This is a genomic window from Micromonospora sp. NPDC005172 (assembly GCF_040608555.1).
Lineage (GTDB): Bacteria > Actinomycetota > Actinomycetes > Mycobacteriales > Micromonosporaceae > Micromonospora.
In genome coordinates, this window is the sequence record NZ_JBEXIL010000007.1 from 152617 (window position 1) to 167684 (window position 15068).

Here is a 15068-nt window from a genome sequence, read left to right on the forward strand (position 1 = left end):
GGGTGGCGATGACTTCGGAGAACTGTGTGAGTACTGATGTGCGCCCGTCCGTCGGGCGTGGAATCTTCTACATCTGTGTCGCGGCTGTCGCCTGGGGGACCGGCGGGGCCGTGGCGGCCGTCCTCTACGACAACAGCGGCATGGGACCCGTGGCGGTTTCCTTCTGGCGGTTCGCCAGTGGAGTCCTGCTCCTCGCCGCCGCTCACCTGCTGCTCCGCCGCCGTACCGGCACCCTCGCCCGGCCGCGCTGGCAGCAGGTGGTGACGACAGGGGTGGGGTTGGCGGTCTACCAGACCGCCTACTTCGCCGCCGTCGACTACGCCGGGCTGGCCGTCGCGACGGTGGTGACCCTCGGATCCGGACCGGTCCTGATCGCCATCGGATCCCACCTCCTGATGGGTGAACGGCTCGGCCGGGCTGGGGCCGCCACCGTGGCGATGGCCCTGGTCGGGCTGCTTCTGCTGGTCGGCGGCGGGAGCGCCAGCACCGCCTCGGCACCGGCGCTGGGGCTCGCCTGCGCGCTGCTGTCCGCCGCCGGGTACGCCGGGGTCACACTGCTCAACCGCAAGTTGGGCCGGGACAGCGGCGGCAGCCCGCAGGTCATGGCACTGGGCGGGTTCACCGTCGGAATGGTGTTCCTGCTCCCGCTGGCCCTGCTCGAAGGGCTGCTGCCCACCTCGGGGGATGTCGGTCAGACGCTGGGTCTGGTCTTCTACCTGGGATTCGCGCCGACAGCGCTCGCGTACAGCTTGTTCTTCACCGGGCTGGCCACGGTCCGGGCGACGACGGCGTCGGTGATCGCGTTGATCGAGCCGGTCACCGCCGCCGTGATCGCCGTGCTCTGGTTCGACGAACGGCTCACCGTGGCCGCCACCGTCGGCTCGGTAGTGCTGCTCGGCGCCGTGGTCGCGCTGACGCTCGGCGAGCGACGGGCCAACGGGGCGCGGCCGGCGAACGCGACCGACGGCGACCGGCGGCCGTCGCCGGCCCGGACCGGCTGAGCCGGACGCGGGGTCCGCCCGGCTGGACATCCCACCGGGCGGACCCCGCGTCCGCGGTGCCGACCGGCGTCAGCCGGGTCCCACGTCCTTTGGCAGCACACCCTCGACGCCCTCGGCCAGCACCGTCGCCACCCGGTCCAGCGCCGCCGAGACGTACCCCGGATCCAGCGAATGGATCACCCGGAAGTGCCCCTCCCAGCCGAAGTGGGCGCCGGCCCCGACGAGCACCCCACCCCGCACCCGCAGCGCGGTCGCCAGCGCCAGGCTGGTCACCGGCGCGCGGTACCGGACGAAACCGAGTGCGGTCGCGGTCGGCGGGACGATCGACACCAGCTCCTGGTGCGCCTCCACCCAGTCGACCAGCAGGGACCGGCCGGCGCGCATCAGCCGCCGGTTGCGGTCCAGCAGCCGGTCCCGGGTCGGGTCGGCGAGGGCCAACTCGGCGACCTGCATGGCGAGCATCCCGGTGCTGACCGTCAGGTACTCGTGCCGGCGCCACACCCGGGTGAGGAACTCCGCCGGCGCGACGATCCAGCCCACCCGCAGCCCCGGCAGGGCGAACGCCTTCGACAGGCTGCCAACACAGATCACCCGGTCGTACCCGCCCCACAGGGTCGGGGTGACCGTGTCGAGGTCGAGTTCGGTACCCCGGTGCACCTCGTCCACGACCAGCCAGGCGCCGTTGCGCGCGGCGACCGCGACCAGGGCCGCCCGTTCCGGCGCGGACAGCACCGAGCCGGTGGGGTTGTTCGGGTTGGTGACGACGATCGCCCTGGTGTCCGGCCGGACGAGGCTCTCCAGCGCGGCCAGGTCGATTCGCCACCCGCGTTCCTCGTCCAGCGCGCAGGTGTCGATCTTCGCGCCGGTGTTGCGGGCCAAACCCCACACCTGCCGGTAACCGGGTTCCATCAGCACCACGTGGTCGTCCGGCCCGACCAGCGCGTCCATGATCAGGGTGTTCGCCTCGGCCGCACCGACGGTGACCAGCACCTCCTCCGGCCGGCAGCCCTGCCAGTCGGCAATCAGCTCGCGTAGCGCCGGGGTACCACGCACGGACGGGTAGTGCTGGCGGCCGTCGAGCAACCGGTCGGCGTCCGCCCAGGTCACGAACTCCCGCAGCCGTACCGGCTGGCAACTGCTGTCCGCCAGCGTGTACTCGGCCGAGGGCTCGTACCGGGACTGCCACTCGACAAGCGCGAACGGTTCGAAACTCATGGGGCCTCGATTCTCCTCGGTGGCCGCTCAGACGGCGCTTTCCGTCCTCCCGGGATCACGCTCGACCACGTCGCCGAGGGTCTCGTCGATCCGCCGGAGCAGCGACGGGTCGAGCCGTACCCCGACCGCCGCGACGTTCTCCCGGATCTGCTCCGGCCGGGACGCCCCGATCACCGCCGCCGCCACGTTCGGATTGTTCAACGTCCACGCGACCGCGAGCTGGGCCGTGGTCAGTCCGGCCTCGGCGGCCAGCGGACGCAGCGCCGCCACCCGCTCCAGCACCTCCGGCCGCAGGTACGGGCCGACCCAGTCGGCGCCGTTCGCGTCCAGCGCGCGGGAGCCCTCCGGCGCCGGCCCGTCGGACCGGTACTTGCCGCTGAGCACGCCCTGGGCCAGCGGTGAGAAGACGACCTGGCTCATGCCGGCCTTCTCGCAGGCCGGTACCACCTCGCCCTCGATCACCCGCCACAGCATGTTGTACTGCGGTTGGTTCGCGACGAACGCGGTCAGGCCCAGGTCCTCGGCCAGCCGCCGGGCGGTGACGATCTGCTCCGCGGTCCACTCGGACACCCCGAGGTAGAGCACCTTGCCCTGGCGGACCAGGTCGTCGAACGCGCGCAGCGTCTCGACGAGCGGGGTGGCGTGGTCGAACCGGTGCGCGTAGTAGACGTCCACGTAGTCGGTGCGCAGCCGGCGCAGCGAGGCGTGCAGCGACTCGACGATGTGCTTGCGGGACAGTCCCTGGTCGTTGGGGCCTGGACCGGTCGGGAAGTACACCTTGGTGCACAGCACCAGCGACTCCCGGCGTACCCCGGTCAGCGCCTCGCCGAGCACCGCCTCGGCCCGGGTACCCGCGTACACGTCGGCCGTGTCGAAAGTGGTGATCCCCTCGCCGAGTGCCGCCGCCACGCAGGCCCGCGCGGTGTCGACGTCGATCTGCGAGCCGTGGGTCAGCCAGTTGCCGTACGCGATCTCGCTGACCCGAAGGCCGCTGCGACCGAGTGCGCGGAACTCCATGGACGGTCTCCTACTCTCTGGTCACGATGGTTCGACGTCCCCGGGTACGACGGGTTCGATCTGCACCCGGTTGTCGTGGAAGACGGTGCCGCCGCCCATGTCCGAGTCCCGCTCGTCCACCGTGGCGTTCACCCCGGCGCCGCCGCTGAGCTTGAGCCAGTGGCCCTTTGTCGTCGCGACCACCCCGGGCCGGACGTGGTCCGCGTCCACGCTCATCGTCGCGGTGAACGCGCCCCGGTCGTTGAAGATCCGCGCCTGGCCGCCGTCGACGAGCCCGCGCGGCCCGGCGTCGTCCGGGTGCAGGACGATCCGGGGCCCGCCGGCCCGGCGGACGAGTTCCGGCTTGTTGCCGAAGACCGTGTTGACGAAGAAGTGTCCGGCACCCGCGATCAGGGTCAGCGGGAAGCGTCGGGACAGGTCCGGGTCGTTCGGCTCCTTCGGCGGGACGTACCCGACCAGCGGGTCGAGCCCGTCCGCGGCGGCCCGCTCGGAGTGGAACTCCAGCCGGCCGGACGGGGTGGGAAAGCCGTCCGCGAAGGGCAGGAACGCCGGCTCGTAGTTCAGCCGTGCCCAGCCCTCGGTGCGCAGCCGTTCCATGCTGATCCCGGCCAGTGACGGATCGTCGGTGGCCAGCAGTTGCCCGGCCAACTCCTCATCGGAGTCGTACAGGCTGGGTTCGGTCAGCCCGAGGTGCCGGGCCAGCCGGCGGAACGTCTCGGTGGTGGACAGGCACTCACCGGGCGGCGGCACGGCCGGTTCGTTCCAGGTGATGTACATGTGCCCGTACCCGTCGAGCACGTCCAGGTGTTCGGTCTGCATGGTGGCCGGCAGCACGATGTCGGCGTAGTCGACGGTGTCGGTCGGGAAGTGGTCGAGGACCACCGTGAACAGGTCCGGCCGGGTCAGCGCCCGGCGGATTCGGTTCTGGTCGGGTGCGCTGGCGACCGGATTGGAGCCGTACACGACGAGCGCCCGAACCGGAGGGTCGTCCACGTCGAGCAGGGTTTCCGCGAGCCGGGTCATGGACAGGGCGCGGACCGGCCGGGTGAGCAGGTCGGGGCGGGCCAGCGCGTCCCGGTCGCCGCCGAAGTAGCCGTCGGTCGAGAACGCCAGCCCGCCGCCCGGGTACTGCCAGTCGCCGGTGACGCCGACCAGGCACGCCAGCATCCGCAGCACCTCGCCGCCACCGGCGTGCCGCTGCACGCCGATGCCGGCCCGGATCGCGGTGGGTCGGGTGTGCGCCAGCCGCCGGCCCAGGGTGACGATCTGTTCCTCGGTGAGGCCGGTGATCGCGGCGACCCGGTCCGGCGGGTACTCCAGGATCCGATCCCGGAACTCGGGCCAGCCGAGGGTGTACCGCTCCAGGTAGTCGCGGTCCTCGGCGCCCTCGGCGAGCACCACGTGCAGCAGGCCCAGGGCGAGGGCCGCGTCGGTGCCGGGCAGCGGGGCGATGTGCTCGTCGGCCTGCCGCGCGGTCCGGGTCCGTACCGGGTCGATGACCACCACGTGTGCGCCGGCGCGGCGGGCCTGGTCGACGAAGCGCCAGAGGTGGTGGCTGGTGGTGAGGGTGTTGGCACCCCAGAGCAGGATCAGCCGGGCGTGCGCCATCGACTCCGGATCGATGCCCCGGCTGGTGCCGGTGGCGTACGTGGTGCCGTGCAGCCCGGCGATCGAACAGATGGTCATCTCGTGCCGGGAGGCGCCGAGCACATGCCACAGCCGGGCACCGGCCCGGCCCTGCAAACCCTGGAGGAAGCCCAGGTTGCCGGTGCCCTGGTAAGGCCAGATGGCTTCACCACCGCTCTCCCGCACGATCCGGTCGAGCTGGTCGGCGATCTCGGTCAGCGCCTCGTCCCAGCCGATCCGGGTGAATCGGCCGGAGCCCTTGGGGCCGGTCCGGCGCATCGGGTACAGCAGCCGGTCCGGGGAGGCGACGTGGTCGAGGTACTGATTGACTTTCACGCAGAGCGTGCCCCGCGTGTACGGATGGTCCGGGTTGCCGCGCAGCCGCACGGCCTTCCCGTCGGTCACGGTGACCTTCCAGCTACATCCGTCCGGACAGTCCAGCGGGCATCCCCCGACGACCTCACGCGTTTGCGTCATCCGATCCGCTCCGTTTCCCGTTCCTCGGCGGTGACCCGGGCGATCAGGTCGCCACTCAGCTCACCGGCGAACACCTCGCGGACCGGCCCGGTGAGGGTGACCGTGCCGTCGGCGTCGATGCCGACCTCGACCGTGCCGCCGGGCATGTGTACGACAACCTGGTCGTCGACCAGGCCGAGCGCGTGGGCCGCACCGGCGGCGGCGCAGGCGCCGCTGCCCGACGCGGTGGTGTAACCGGCTCCGCGCTCCCAGACCTCGATCTCGATCGTGGAACGGTCCACGACCCGCAGGAACTCCACGTTGGTCCGGCCGGGAAACTCCGGGTGGCCGGCGATCGGCTCGCCGAGCGCCCCGGCGACCGCCCGGTCCACCGCCGGCAGAGGCACCACCAGGTGCGGGTTGCCGTCGTCGAGGGCAACCACGGGCAGGGTCCGGTCACCGACGACAAGCGGGCGGAGCAGCCGGGCGGCGGGGTCCGTCGCGCTCGGGTCGGCCACGCTGAAGGCCGGCGCGTCGGTGGCGATCCGGACCGTGCCGGCACCCGGATCGCGGATCTCCACCCGGGACGTGCCGCCGCGGGTGCGGACGGTGACCTGGTTGCCGGCCGGCCCGCGGCCGAGTTGTGGTTCCCGGTCGAGCAGGTGACTGGCGAAGATCCGGATGCCGTTGCCGCTGCGGCCGCACGGGCTGCCGTCCGCGTTGAAGATCAGCAGGTCGACGGGTTCGCCCGGGACCACCTGGCCGACCGGGCCGACGAGCAGGCCGTCGGCGCCGACCCCGTACCGGCGGTCGCAGAGCAGTCGGGCGGTGTCGCCGGTCCGCGCGATGTCCAGCCGTCGGGGGTCGACGACCAGGTAGTCGTTGCCGAGCGCGTGGTACTTGACGAAGTCGCTCATCCTCGCTCCCGTCTGTCCGGCGGCGAGCCGGTGGTCCGCTTGCCCGCTGGCGGGTCCGTCCGATGGGCCCGCCGCGTGGATGATCCGCCCGCCCGGCGGGCCGCCGTGGCCCGGTGTTTCGACCGGACCACGGCGGACGGCCTCATCCGGCGGACGCGCTCACATCGCCGAGACGACCGGCTCGCCGTCGGCCAGCACGGCGGCGTCGTGCTCCTCGCCGTACCACTTCTCCCGCCAACGGGAGCAGGCGACGATCAGGATGTCCCGAAGGCCGGGCTGGCCGTTCTCGGGCTCGATGTCGGTGACGTCGTGCAGGATCGCCCGGTCGTCGAGCAGCAGGGCCTGGCCGGGATTGAGGGTGCCGGTCCAGAACGGCTCGCTGGCGTCCGGCCGCCACAGCCGCGTCTCGCCGCCGACGACATTGTGCCGGCGCAGGATGGCGATCATGACGTACTCGTGGCCGTCCTGGTGGATGCCCTCCGGGGTGAGCTGGCCCGGCTTCTCCAGCGTGGCCCGGCTGCGGTTCTGGTGCACGTTGAGCTGCCAGTCCTCCGAGGGGTCCAGCGGGATCGACTCGATGCCGAACCTGGCCCACGGGATCAGGTCCGCCTCCAGCGGCTCGTACGGCCGCCGCATCCCGCCGCCGATCGAGTTGAACTTCTTGAAGGCGGTGTACGCGCGGTGCGGCAGCTTCTCGAACTGCCACCCGTCGTCGCCCTTGTGCGACACGCGGTACTGGGAGAACCGCTTGTAGCGGGTCAGGTTGCCCATGTACGGGTCGGGCGGGCAGCGGTCGTAGCTGGCCAGGACCTCTTCGGTGACCGGCGGAAGCTCGACGAGCTTGAACCCTTCGTCGGTGATTGGCATGTCGTTCCCTTTCGCTTCGGGTACGGGTGTCGCCGCAGATGCTGGTGGCGGGGCGCGGCGGCGCCTCGATCACCAGGTCAGGCCGCGCGGGCCAGCCGCTCGTCGAGGTGCCGGGCGGACGAGTTCATCCGCCAGAGCGAACCGCGGGCGATCCCCCGGCGCATCTGCGGCGACTCGCTTGCCGGGACGACGATGTTGTGGAACCAGCCGGCGGCGTGCTTGGAATCGATCGTGATGTGCAGGCGGTGGTAGGTGATGCCGACCTCCGGCAGGCCGAGGCGCTCCCAGGCCCGGACGACGTTCTGGAACCGGTCCGGCACCAGCCACTCGGTCATGCCGAGGAAGCCGACCGCCTCCGGGTAGAACTGCCGGTACCGGCAGAGCAGCACCGCGAGGTTTCCGGCCAGCAGGTCGTCGGCGGTCATCGCGCTCTCCAACTCCTCGTCGGAGATGTCGAAAACGTCGTAGATCTTGTTGAACAGGTGGGTGTGGACCTCGGCCGGGTTGCCGTTGCCCATCTCGTCCCAGAAGTTCTCCGCGATCTCCATCTTGGCCGCGCCGCTCGTGCCGACCTGCATCATGGCGAGCAGGTCGTCGAACCGTCCGTCTACCAGGGACTCCTGGATGACGTACGTGCGCAGGTCGGCGGAGCTGGCACGGTGGTTGATGAAGTCGACGTAGTACGGGTGCTTGAACACCGGGTGTTGCCGCGCGACCCCCTTCAACCAGGACAGGAACGGCTGACCCGGGCCGGGCATGGCGTCGTAGACAGCCGGTTCGATCCAGCTGTCCTCGGCCTCGATGGTGGCCTGCTCCAGCAGGCGGGTCACCTCGTGGATGATCACCGAGCCCTCGGCCGTCGCGCCGTCGGGCAGCGCGGTGATCAGGGCGTAGATCCGGGCGAGCAGCAGTTGCTGGTGGTACAGAGCGTCGGGCTCGTTGGCTGCGGCGCGGTCGTTGATCGTACGAACGGCCGACAGGATGCGTTCCCGGTCGTGCCGCAGGTCCTCGTCGACCTTGTCCGCGGGAACCGCGAACCACGAACTGATCTGTTCCACCACATCGGTTGCCGATGTCGGCCCGGCGGCGAACCGGAGCCGGTCACTGACGATGGGCACTGAACCTCCCCCTGGTGCTGGTATAGCCACGTGAACGGTGTGCGCGAGCTTGCGTGTGCGTGGGACGACGAGTCCCGCCGCGCTGCCGCGCCCGCATCCCGACCCGCCGCACGCAGGGATGCACCCTGGACCGACGCGCAAGGTCACCCCGCGCACCCAGGGTGGCGGCGGACCGACGAGTGGTGAGGACGGCGCATCCGACAAGGCGGCACGGCGTACCGGCCACCGGGCGGTCCGGTGGCGTGGCCGCAGCTTCGGGATGATCTGGATCGGCAGTCGCAGAAAGTGATGATTCTGAGAGCGGACGGCCCCGTTGACGACACTCCCCGTGCATGCGTCGAGGAGTGGTCCCCCGATCACAAGGAGTCACCCTACTGAGGACATTGACCGCTGTCGAGGTGAGATTCAGGAAAATATTGCCGACAGTGCCGTCTGTGGGTCGTCTGAGGAGCGTGGAATTCGTGCTCATCGGGTGTTGTCGAGGCTGAATTACCGTCCCAGAATATGGTATGCGGAGTCCATTTTCGGGGTCGCGATGATCCGATCAGGTAGGCATCCGGTGCGACGGTCGACCCGCCGAATGGACCCCGCCACGCGCGTCGACGCCGGAATTTCACTGGGTGTTCGCCGCTGGGCAAACATCGGCAATGAATACGTTGTTTCAATTTTTACATCGATGTTTACATCCGCGGCGGGCCCGGGTCACCGCGCCGGCCGGGCCTGCGACATGGGCCCCCGTGGCCATCAGTGATAAGCAGCGAAGCACAGCAAAGGCGGCTCCCGGGTCACCGGGAACCGCCTCTGCTGCATGCCGGGTCCTGCCGTCAGCTGACGGTGATGTCGCTGCACCACATGTAGGTCTGGTCCATGTGCGACGCCTTCCACAGCACGAACAGGATGTGGTTCCCGCTGCGCGAGGACGGGATCGAGACGTTGAACGAGATGTTCTGTGCGGGCGCGTAACGCCCGGTCGTCGCGATCAGGTCCAGGTTGCCCCAGCCGAGTTTCTGGGTGGCCGGGTTGAACCCCTGCTTCGAGACGTAGACCTGGAAGTAGTCAGCACCGTGGCTGGCCTGGTCGTACATCTGGACCGTCAGGTTGCGGCTGACAGCTGTCGACTTCCACGCTCCCGGCTGGTTGAGCGAGTCGTTCCGGGAGAGCGCGTTGCTGCACAGTTGCCCGTCCGGGGTGCGGGCCTGGAACTGGCCGGCGAGACCGTCGCGCAGCTGGCTCATCCAGTTCCACATGGTGTCGGGGTTGGCCTGGAACGCCCGATAACACATCGGGTCCTGCTGCTGCATGGCCGGGTTCGTGTGCTGGTTGCCCCAGGTCTTCCAGCACTGGTACGCGCGGGTCGCCGGGCCGATGACGGTGCCGTGTGCCTGGGCCGCGCCGATCGAGGGCAACGTACCGGCCACCATGGCGAACAGCAGGACGAGCGCCTGAAGTGACCGACGGGCGGTTGACCGGGGTCGTCCGCCGGATTGATCGGACTTGGGTGAACGCACGGTTCATCCTCCGTTCCTCGGGGTGATCGAAGTGGGAACGCTCCCAAACCCACTGTTACATCCATGTGTCTAAATATCAATGCTGATCTATCTAAAACGGGATATGAGGTGGTCAGGGTGGTCCCGTCGACCGGAGGGATCTGGTCAGAGGTCGGCTGCGGCGTCGTACCGGCGACGCTGGTCGGCCATCTCCGACTGGGTCAGCGCCTCCTTGAGCGCCAACTCCTCGTACTTGTCCGGAAACATCTCCCGTAGCCGGTCGACGAACATGACGTCGGCTGTCGCCTCGACCACCTGGATCCCCGGAGGGTTGGTGGACATGTCCATGATCAGCGGGCCGGCCAGCTTGACCGCCACGTCCCAGGGGCGCTTCTTCTCGGCGATTCCGCAGAGGTGGAAGCCGTAGACGGTCCGTACGTCGGCGAGTGCGGCGGCGTCGCTCGGCTCGTAGCCGTAGACGCGGACTCCGCAGATCACCGGCGGCTTGCTCTCGGTGGCCGCCTGCTGGGCACCGTGGCCGGCATGGTTGTGCTGCCCCGGGTCCGCCTGTTCGAGGGTGGTACGCATGCGGGCTGTGATCTGTGCTTGCAGATCCGCCGGCTCCGCCTCTCGGCCTGACCGCCTGACCAGGACGAACGTGCCCGCCGACACCGCCAGCAGGATCACCACCACCCACACCAGGCGGTGCCGGTACCACCTCTCGGCAGTCGCGGCACTCTCGACACTCTCCTGGGAACTCATGACTGCCTCTCACCTCGTCGCCGGTTCCGGCGTCCCGACAGGCCGGATCGGACGCCCCCGGCGGGCGGGACGTCGAGTGCGTCGGCCGTCGGGGTGCGTGCCAGGGGATGCGTACGACGGGCGAGGACGCCCTACGCGTCGAGGTGCCCGTCGTCGTGGAGGTGGCCCGGTGCTGCGACAGGCGAGCGTCTGCCCAAGTGGCGCGCTGCCGGCACCGCGATGCTCCCGCAGTGGCCGTTCGCAGCGCGGTTGCCCCCGTGCTGCGGCGATACGAGCCATTCCACCACGTCTGAACCCACTGTGGCAACATCGACGTACATCATTGCAAAATCGGCACGTCGCCCTTTGTGGAGCGGCTACGAGAACCGTTCGGTCGTCACGACGATCAGGCCGTACCCGCGCAGCAGGTTCGTCAGGTCGGTCAGGGTCGCGCGTACCGCGTCGACCGCGCCGGTTCTCATCAGGATCGTCACGTCGAGGCACCAGGCGAGTGTGTGGCCGACCCGTCGCAGCTCCCAGGTGAACTGGTCACCGCCGCTCTCGCGCCGACCGTCGGCGACCGATCCGGCTGCGCCGCCGCCAACCGCACGCCAGAGCGCGCGCAGGGCCGCCACCTGGTCCGCCCGCAGATCCCTGGCGAACAGGACGCGGTACACGCGTCGCTCGTGAAAGCCGTCCGGCGGCTGGGTTGGGCCGAGCCGCAGCGGCGGGGCCGTCGCGATCGGCTGGTGGTCGCGGAAGTACGTCCGCAGCGCCGCCTCGGAGGGCAGGTCACCACCCCCCAGGCGGCGGTAGGCGTCTGCCACCCCCGCGCGTTCGGCGGGGACGACCCGGGCGAGTGCGGCCGGATCGCTACGCAGGTCGCGGCTCAGCGAGGCGGAACTCCACCAGCCGAACCCGGGCGTCCAACTCGCGCTGTGCAGGCCGTTGGCGGAGAAGTCGTCCTGCCGGGTGAACTCCTCGACGAGGATGCCCTCCCCGTCACTGGCGCCCGGCGCGGGCAGGACCAGGTGGTAGTCCAGTGCGCAGCTCGCCTGCGGCCGATCGATGATCACCCGCTCGATCCTGCGGCCACGACGCCCGTCGGGCAAGGGCATCCGTCCGTAGCAGACCCGCGGGACGCGCCGCTCGATCACGTCGCTCATCCGACAGGCCGCAACCGTGAGGCGTCCTCAGGAGTGCATCTGGCATCAGTTGACGCCCGGAAAACCGGGCTGCACACGGGGAGAGAAGATGACGTACACCGCTCGACGCAGAATGCTCGCGGGCTCCGCCGCCGGACTGCTCGCCGCCACCCTCGGGGTCGCCGCGTCCTCGGCGGCGACCGCCGCGCCCGCCAGGACGGCCGCCAACGCCTGCACGATCAGCACGCTGCCCTACCCGACGGACACCTATCGCGCCGAGGCGAGTGCCATCGACCCGTCGGGTCGCTTCGTCGCCGGGGCCGGCCTGCGGGTCCTCGACAGTGGCAACGAGTACCTGCTGCTGGTCTGGGACGGGCAGCAGCTCACCGAGGTGGAGGCGCCGGCCAACGGGTTCGACCCGGTCGACGTCAACGAGAGCGGCATCGTGATCGGCAACGGCTGGGCGGAGAACGGCATCGGCCGGCCGTGGGCGTACCGCGACGGCGCATTCCAGCAGTTGCCGGTGGTGCCGTCCACCGGCATCTTCGTCTCCGCCATCAATCCCAGCGGTGACATCGTCGGCTACGGCTCGGACATCGTGCCTGGCGAGTTCGTCGCCCTGCGCTGGCCCGCCGCTCGTCCGGGCACTGTCGAGGTGCTCGACGCCCCGGCCAACGCCCAGCCGGTGGGGATCACGCCGAACGGGACCATCGTCGGTTACGCGGGCCCGTTCGGTGACTGGACCAGCTGGGTCCGCCGACCGAACGGCAAGATCAAGCCGCTCGCGGTTCCGGGTGGTGGGTCGACCACTGTCAACGCCGCCGCGGGTCACTGGGCCATCGGCCAGGTCTGGCTGGGCGGCACCAGCCCGGCCAAGGTGCGGTGGGACCTGCGCGACGGCTCGTACACGTTCCTCGATGAGGAGGCGGGGCTGGACGACGTCAACGCCAAGGGCGTCGTCGTGGGTGGCGAGCGGGTCGCGCGCGGCGGCACCTCCCGGATCCTGCCGGGCGGGGGCAACGTCGGCGCGAAGGCCATCGCCGACACGGGCACGATCGTCGGCTTCCGCAACGCCGACCGGGTGACCCCGGTCCGGTGGACGGGCTGCTGACACCCGATCTCCACGGGTGCGTGGGGCCGGCCCGTCGGGTCGGCCCCACCGCACGTCACGGCTTCCAGGAGCCAGCGGTCGCGAACCTGGGTTGGTATTCGAGCACTCCCGACCTGTCGTGCACGTCGAACACCACGCTGCCGGTGCGTCTGGTGCCGGCGGTCAGGTCGTTCCCGGCCGGGATGGGCTTGCCGCAGCCGGAGAAGGCGCCGGCGATCGCATTGGTCTCGGTGCCGTCGGCGGCGACCCACTGGAAGTAGAGCGGGTTCGCCGAACCGGTGCCCCTGGTGACCGCAACCGTCACGTCGGCGATCACGTACATGCCCTCGTCCGGCTCAAGGCCGTACGACGTGCAGGGCTTGGCCGAGGTGCTGAACTTCGTCACGGTGATCTCGACGGTTCCGCTGCTGTCGTCGAGGACCAGGGTGTCGCCGACGGACATGTCGCGGGTGTCGCCGCCGTCGGCCGCCCGGGGCGACGGAGCGGCGGTGGCCGGTGGCTGCCCGACGCCGCGGGTCACGCCCGGGGTGGGAAGCGCGTCGGTCACCTCGTTCGCCGCGCGGTTCGCGCCGAAGACCACCGCCACGATCCCGCCGGCGCAGCAGAGCAGGGTGAGCACGGCCGCCGTCACCGCGACGACCACCACGGTCTTCTTGGAGCTCTTCGTCGCGACGGGCGGCGTCGTGGGCGGGTAGCCCGGGCCGCCGGGAGGTGGATACGCGCCCCCCGCGTACGGGTAGGCGCTGCCCGAGAACGGGGGTTGCGGCCAGGGCTGGTCGGGGGAGACCGGATAGGGCGAGCTGGCGAACGGCGGCAGCGGGGCGTTCGTCGGGGCCGCCCACTGCTCCGGTACGCCCTGCGGTGACACCCCGGCTGCCGGCTGACCCGACACCGGCGTCTGCGCCGCCGCCGACCACGGGTCGGGCGGCACCGGCGCCTGCGGGACCGTCGGGTCGGCGGCGGACTGCTGCGGCTGCGGTGTCGCCGGGAACGGCTGCGTCGGCGGCGGCTCCGGGCTCGGCTGCTGAGGGTCCTGCGGTCCGACGGGGGGCTGGGGGTGGGTCACCGTACTCCTTGACGCCTCGTACGTGCGGTTCGGGAACCCGCCGACGCTACCGTGCGTCGACTGTCGCCCGGTCGGCGCGCCGCCTCGCGTCCACGGTTCCACGCCGCCTCGCGTCCACGGTTCCACCGAGCGCCCGCGCGGCGGCCAGCATGGACGGTGCGAGCGGCGGCGGTCAGGGCAGGGCGAGGACGGCGGCGGTGCGGACCAGGCCGTCGGCGACCACGAACCGGCCGGTGATCGTGGTCGGGGGATCGGCGACCTGGGCAGCGTCCACGCGCGCCGATGCGATCCGGGCGGTGAACGTGCCGGCGTCCGGGTCCAGGTCGAGGTGGGCGTCGTGGAAGTCCAGCCAGGTCCCGACGACCGGATGCCAGACCTTGTAGACGGTCTCCTTGGCGCTGAAGAACACGATCGGCCACCGGACCCCGGAGGGTAGCCGCGCGCAGGTCTCCTCCTCCTCGGGCAGCAGCACGAGTCGGCGTACCCCCGCATTGATCTCGCGGTGCTGCTCGGCGTCCATACCGACGGACCGCACCTCGGTGGCGCGCGCCGCGGCGGCGGCGCAGTAGCCGGCGGTGTGGGTGATCGCACCGACCACGCCCGCCGGCCAGATCGGCGCGCGGTTGGCGGCGCTCGGCACGGCCACCGTCGGCAGGCCGAGGTCGGCCATCGCCCGACGGGCACACACCCGACCGGCGGTGAAGTCCCGTCGGCGGGTCTGCACCGCCTTGTCGCCGAGACACGCCTGTTCGGCGTCGAGGAGGTCGCCGGTCCAGTCGTCGGGTGCGGCCACGGCCACGGCCACGGTTGGCGGCATGAGGTCACGCACGGCGGACACCTACCGCCGGGTAGTGAGGGGACGTTCGCGCGACGGTCACATTTCCGACTCCCACGATCGCAGAACGTACCGCAAAGATGTAACACCGGAGGGACGCGTCGCGCCCTTCGTGATGGCTCCGGGGGGACCACCATCAATAGCTGGCAAGTCCCGTGAACATCTGGAGGAGCTGCGATGAGCGATGGCGCCGAACGGCCGAGGGGTCGGGCCGACGACCACGCACCGACGACCCCGGGCTGGAGCTGCGGCTCCTGCGGCGACGAGTGGCCCTGCACGACCAAGCGCGGCCGGCTGCTGGCGGAGTACCGGGGTGACCGGGCGATGCTCAGCGTCTACCTGGGCTCGTGTCTCGCCGCAGCCGCCGAGGACCTGCGGGCAGCTCCGGTGATGTCGTTGCAGGACCGGTTCATCGGCTGGCTGCCCCGAGGAACGCGACGAAGCTGAACCGCCGGTGGCCCCGCCC

Annotated in this window: 14 protein-coding genes; 3 read left to right on the forward strand and 11 right to left on the reverse strand. The window is 70.8% G+C overall.

The window, feature by feature from the left end; genetic code table 11:
* Positions 1-26 precede the first annotated feature (26 nt).
* Positions 27-1001, forward strand: coding sequence for a DMT family transporter (locus tag ABZV06_RS07325; protein ID WP_355619376.1), 975 nt, complete (start codon positions 27-29; stop codon positions 999-1001).
* Between the two features lie 69 nt (positions 1002-1070).
* On the opposite strand, the gene ABZV06_RS07330 is transcribed toward ABZV06_RS07325, so the two are convergent.
* The 9 genes from ABZV06_RS07330 to ABZV06_RS07370 form a co-directional block, all read right to left on the reverse strand.
* The gene (locus tag ABZV06_RS07330) at positions 1071-2216 is read right to left on the reverse strand and encodes an aminotransferase class I/II-fold pyridoxal phosphate-dependent enzyme (RefSeq protein WP_355619378.1); all 1146 of its coding nucleotides are present in this window, start codon (positions 2214-2216) and stop codon (positions 1071-1073) included.
* Between the two features lie 27 nt (positions 2217-2243).
* Positions 2244-3233: an aldo/keto reductase family protein gene (locus ABZV06_RS07335; RefSeq protein WP_355619381.1), complete on the reverse strand. Its 990-nt coding sequence runs from the start codon at positions 3231-3233 to the stop codon at positions 2244-2246.
* Positions 3234-3254: 21 nt separating this feature from the next.
* A complete protein-coding gene (locus ABZV06_RS07340; RefSeq protein WP_355619384.1) occupies positions 3255-5336 on the reverse strand; it encodes a molybdopterin-dependent oxidoreductase in 2082 nt (693 codons plus the stop codon).
* Entirely contained in the window at positions 5333-6232 is a 900-nt protein-coding gene (dapF, locus tag ABZV06_RS07345) for a diaminopimelate epimerase (protein ID WP_355619387.1), read from the reverse strand. The genes ABZV06_RS07340 and dapF overlap by 4 nt, the downstream gene beginning before the upstream one ends.
* A 159-nt stretch (positions 6233-6391) precedes the next feature.
* A complete protein-coding gene (locus tag ABZV06_RS07350; RefSeq protein ID WP_355619390.1) occupies positions 6392-7099 on the reverse strand; it encodes a 2OG-Fe dioxygenase family protein in 708 nt (235 codons plus the stop codon).
* 77 nt (positions 7100-7176) lie between these two features.
* Positions 7177-8217, reverse strand: a complete 1041-nt coding sequence (locus ABZV06_RS07355; RefSeq protein WP_355619393.1) for an iron-containing redox enzyme family protein — start codon at positions 8215-8217, stop codon at positions 7177-7179.
* A gap of 824 nt (positions 8218-9041) precedes the next feature.
* Positions 9042-9725 carry a lytic polysaccharide monooxygenase gene (locus ABZV06_RS07360; protein ID WP_355244553.1) on the reverse strand — a complete coding sequence of 228 codons (684 nt, stop codon included), beginning with the start codon at positions 9723-9725 and terminating at the stop codon, positions 9042-9044.
* A 144-nt stretch (positions 9726-9869) separates the two neighbouring features.
* Positions 9870-10466, reverse strand: a complete 597-nt coding sequence (locus ABZV06_RS07365; protein WP_355244556.1) for a hypothetical protein — start codon at positions 10464-10466, stop codon at positions 9870-9872.
* 356 nt (positions 10467-10822) lie between these two features.
* Positions 10823-11611, reverse strand: coding sequence for a hypothetical protein (locus tag ABZV06_RS07370; protein WP_355244559.1), 789 nt, complete (start codon positions 11609-11611; stop codon positions 10823-10825).
* Between the two features lie 88 nt (positions 11612-11699).
* Between ABZV06_RS07370 and ABZV06_RS07375 the strand changes: the two genes are divergently transcribed.
* Positions 11700-12701: a hypothetical protein gene (locus ABZV06_RS07375; RefSeq protein ID WP_355244562.1), complete on the forward strand. Its 1002-nt coding sequence runs from the start codon at positions 11700-11702 to the stop codon at positions 12699-12701.
* A 55-nt stretch (positions 12702-12756) separates the two neighbouring features.
* Here the strand turns inward: ABZV06_RS07375 and ABZV06_RS07380 are convergent, their stop codons facing one another.
* Positions 12757-13767, reverse strand: a complete 1011-nt coding sequence (locus tag ABZV06_RS07380; protein ID WP_355619396.1) for a hypothetical protein — start codon at positions 13765-13767, stop codon at positions 12757-12759.
* A 172-nt stretch (positions 13768-13939) separates the two neighbouring features.
* Entirely contained in the window at positions 13940-14596 is a 657-nt protein-coding gene (locus ABZV06_RS07385) for a 4'-phosphopantetheinyl transferase superfamily protein (protein ID WP_355244568.1), read from the reverse strand.
* Between the two features lie 183 nt (positions 14597-14779).
* On the opposite strand from ABZV06_RS07385, the gene ABZV06_RS07390 reads away from it, so the two are divergent.
* The gene (locus ABZV06_RS07390; RefSeq protein ID WP_355244571.1) at positions 14780-15049 is read left to right on the forward strand and encodes a hypothetical protein; all 270 of its coding nucleotides are present in this window, start codon (positions 14780-14782) and stop codon (positions 15047-15049) included.
* Positions 15050-15068: the final 19 nt, after the last annotated feature.

What these genes read in the sequence shown, in the direction of transcription:
- ABZV06_RS07330 (WP_355619378.1), bottom strand. Translation starts at nt 2,216, where the DNA reads ATGAGTTTCGAACCGTTCGCGCTTGTCGAGTGGCAGTCCCGGTACGAG.
- ABZV06_RS07375 (WP_355244562.1), top strand. Translation starts at nt 11,700, where the DNA reads ATGACGTACACCGCTCGACGCAGAATGCTCGCGGGCTCCGCCGCCGGA.
- dapF (WP_355619387.1), bottom strand. Translation starts at nt 6,232, where the DNA reads ATGAGCGACTTCGTCAAGTACCACGCGCTCGGCAACGACTACCTGGTC.
- ABZV06_RS07340 (WP_355619384.1), bottom strand. Translation starts at nt 5,336, where the DNA reads ATGACGCAAACGCGTGAGGTCGTCGGGGGATGCCCGCTGGACTGTCCG.
- ABZV06_RS07335 (WP_355619381.1), bottom strand. Translation starts at nt 3,233, where the DNA reads ATGGAGTTCCGCGCACTCGGTCGCAGCGGCCTTCGGGTCAGCGAGATC.
- ABZV06_RS07390 (WP_355244571.1), top strand. Translation starts at nt 14,780, where the DNA reads ATGAGCGATGGCGCCGAACGGCCGAGGGGTCGGGCCGACGACCACGCA.
- ABZV06_RS07365 (WP_355244556.1), bottom strand. Translation starts at nt 10,466, where the DNA reads ATGAGTTCCCAGGAGAGTGTCGAGAGTGCCGCGACTGCCGAGAGGTGG.
- ABZV06_RS07350 (WP_355619390.1), bottom strand. Translation starts at nt 7,099, where the DNA reads ATGCCAATCACCGACGAAGGGTTCAAGCTCGTCGAGCTTCCGCCGGTC.
- ABZV06_RS07370 (WP_355244559.1), bottom strand. Translation starts at nt 11,611, where the DNA reads ATGAGCGACGTGATCGAGCGGCGCGTCCCGCGGGTCTGCTACGGACGG.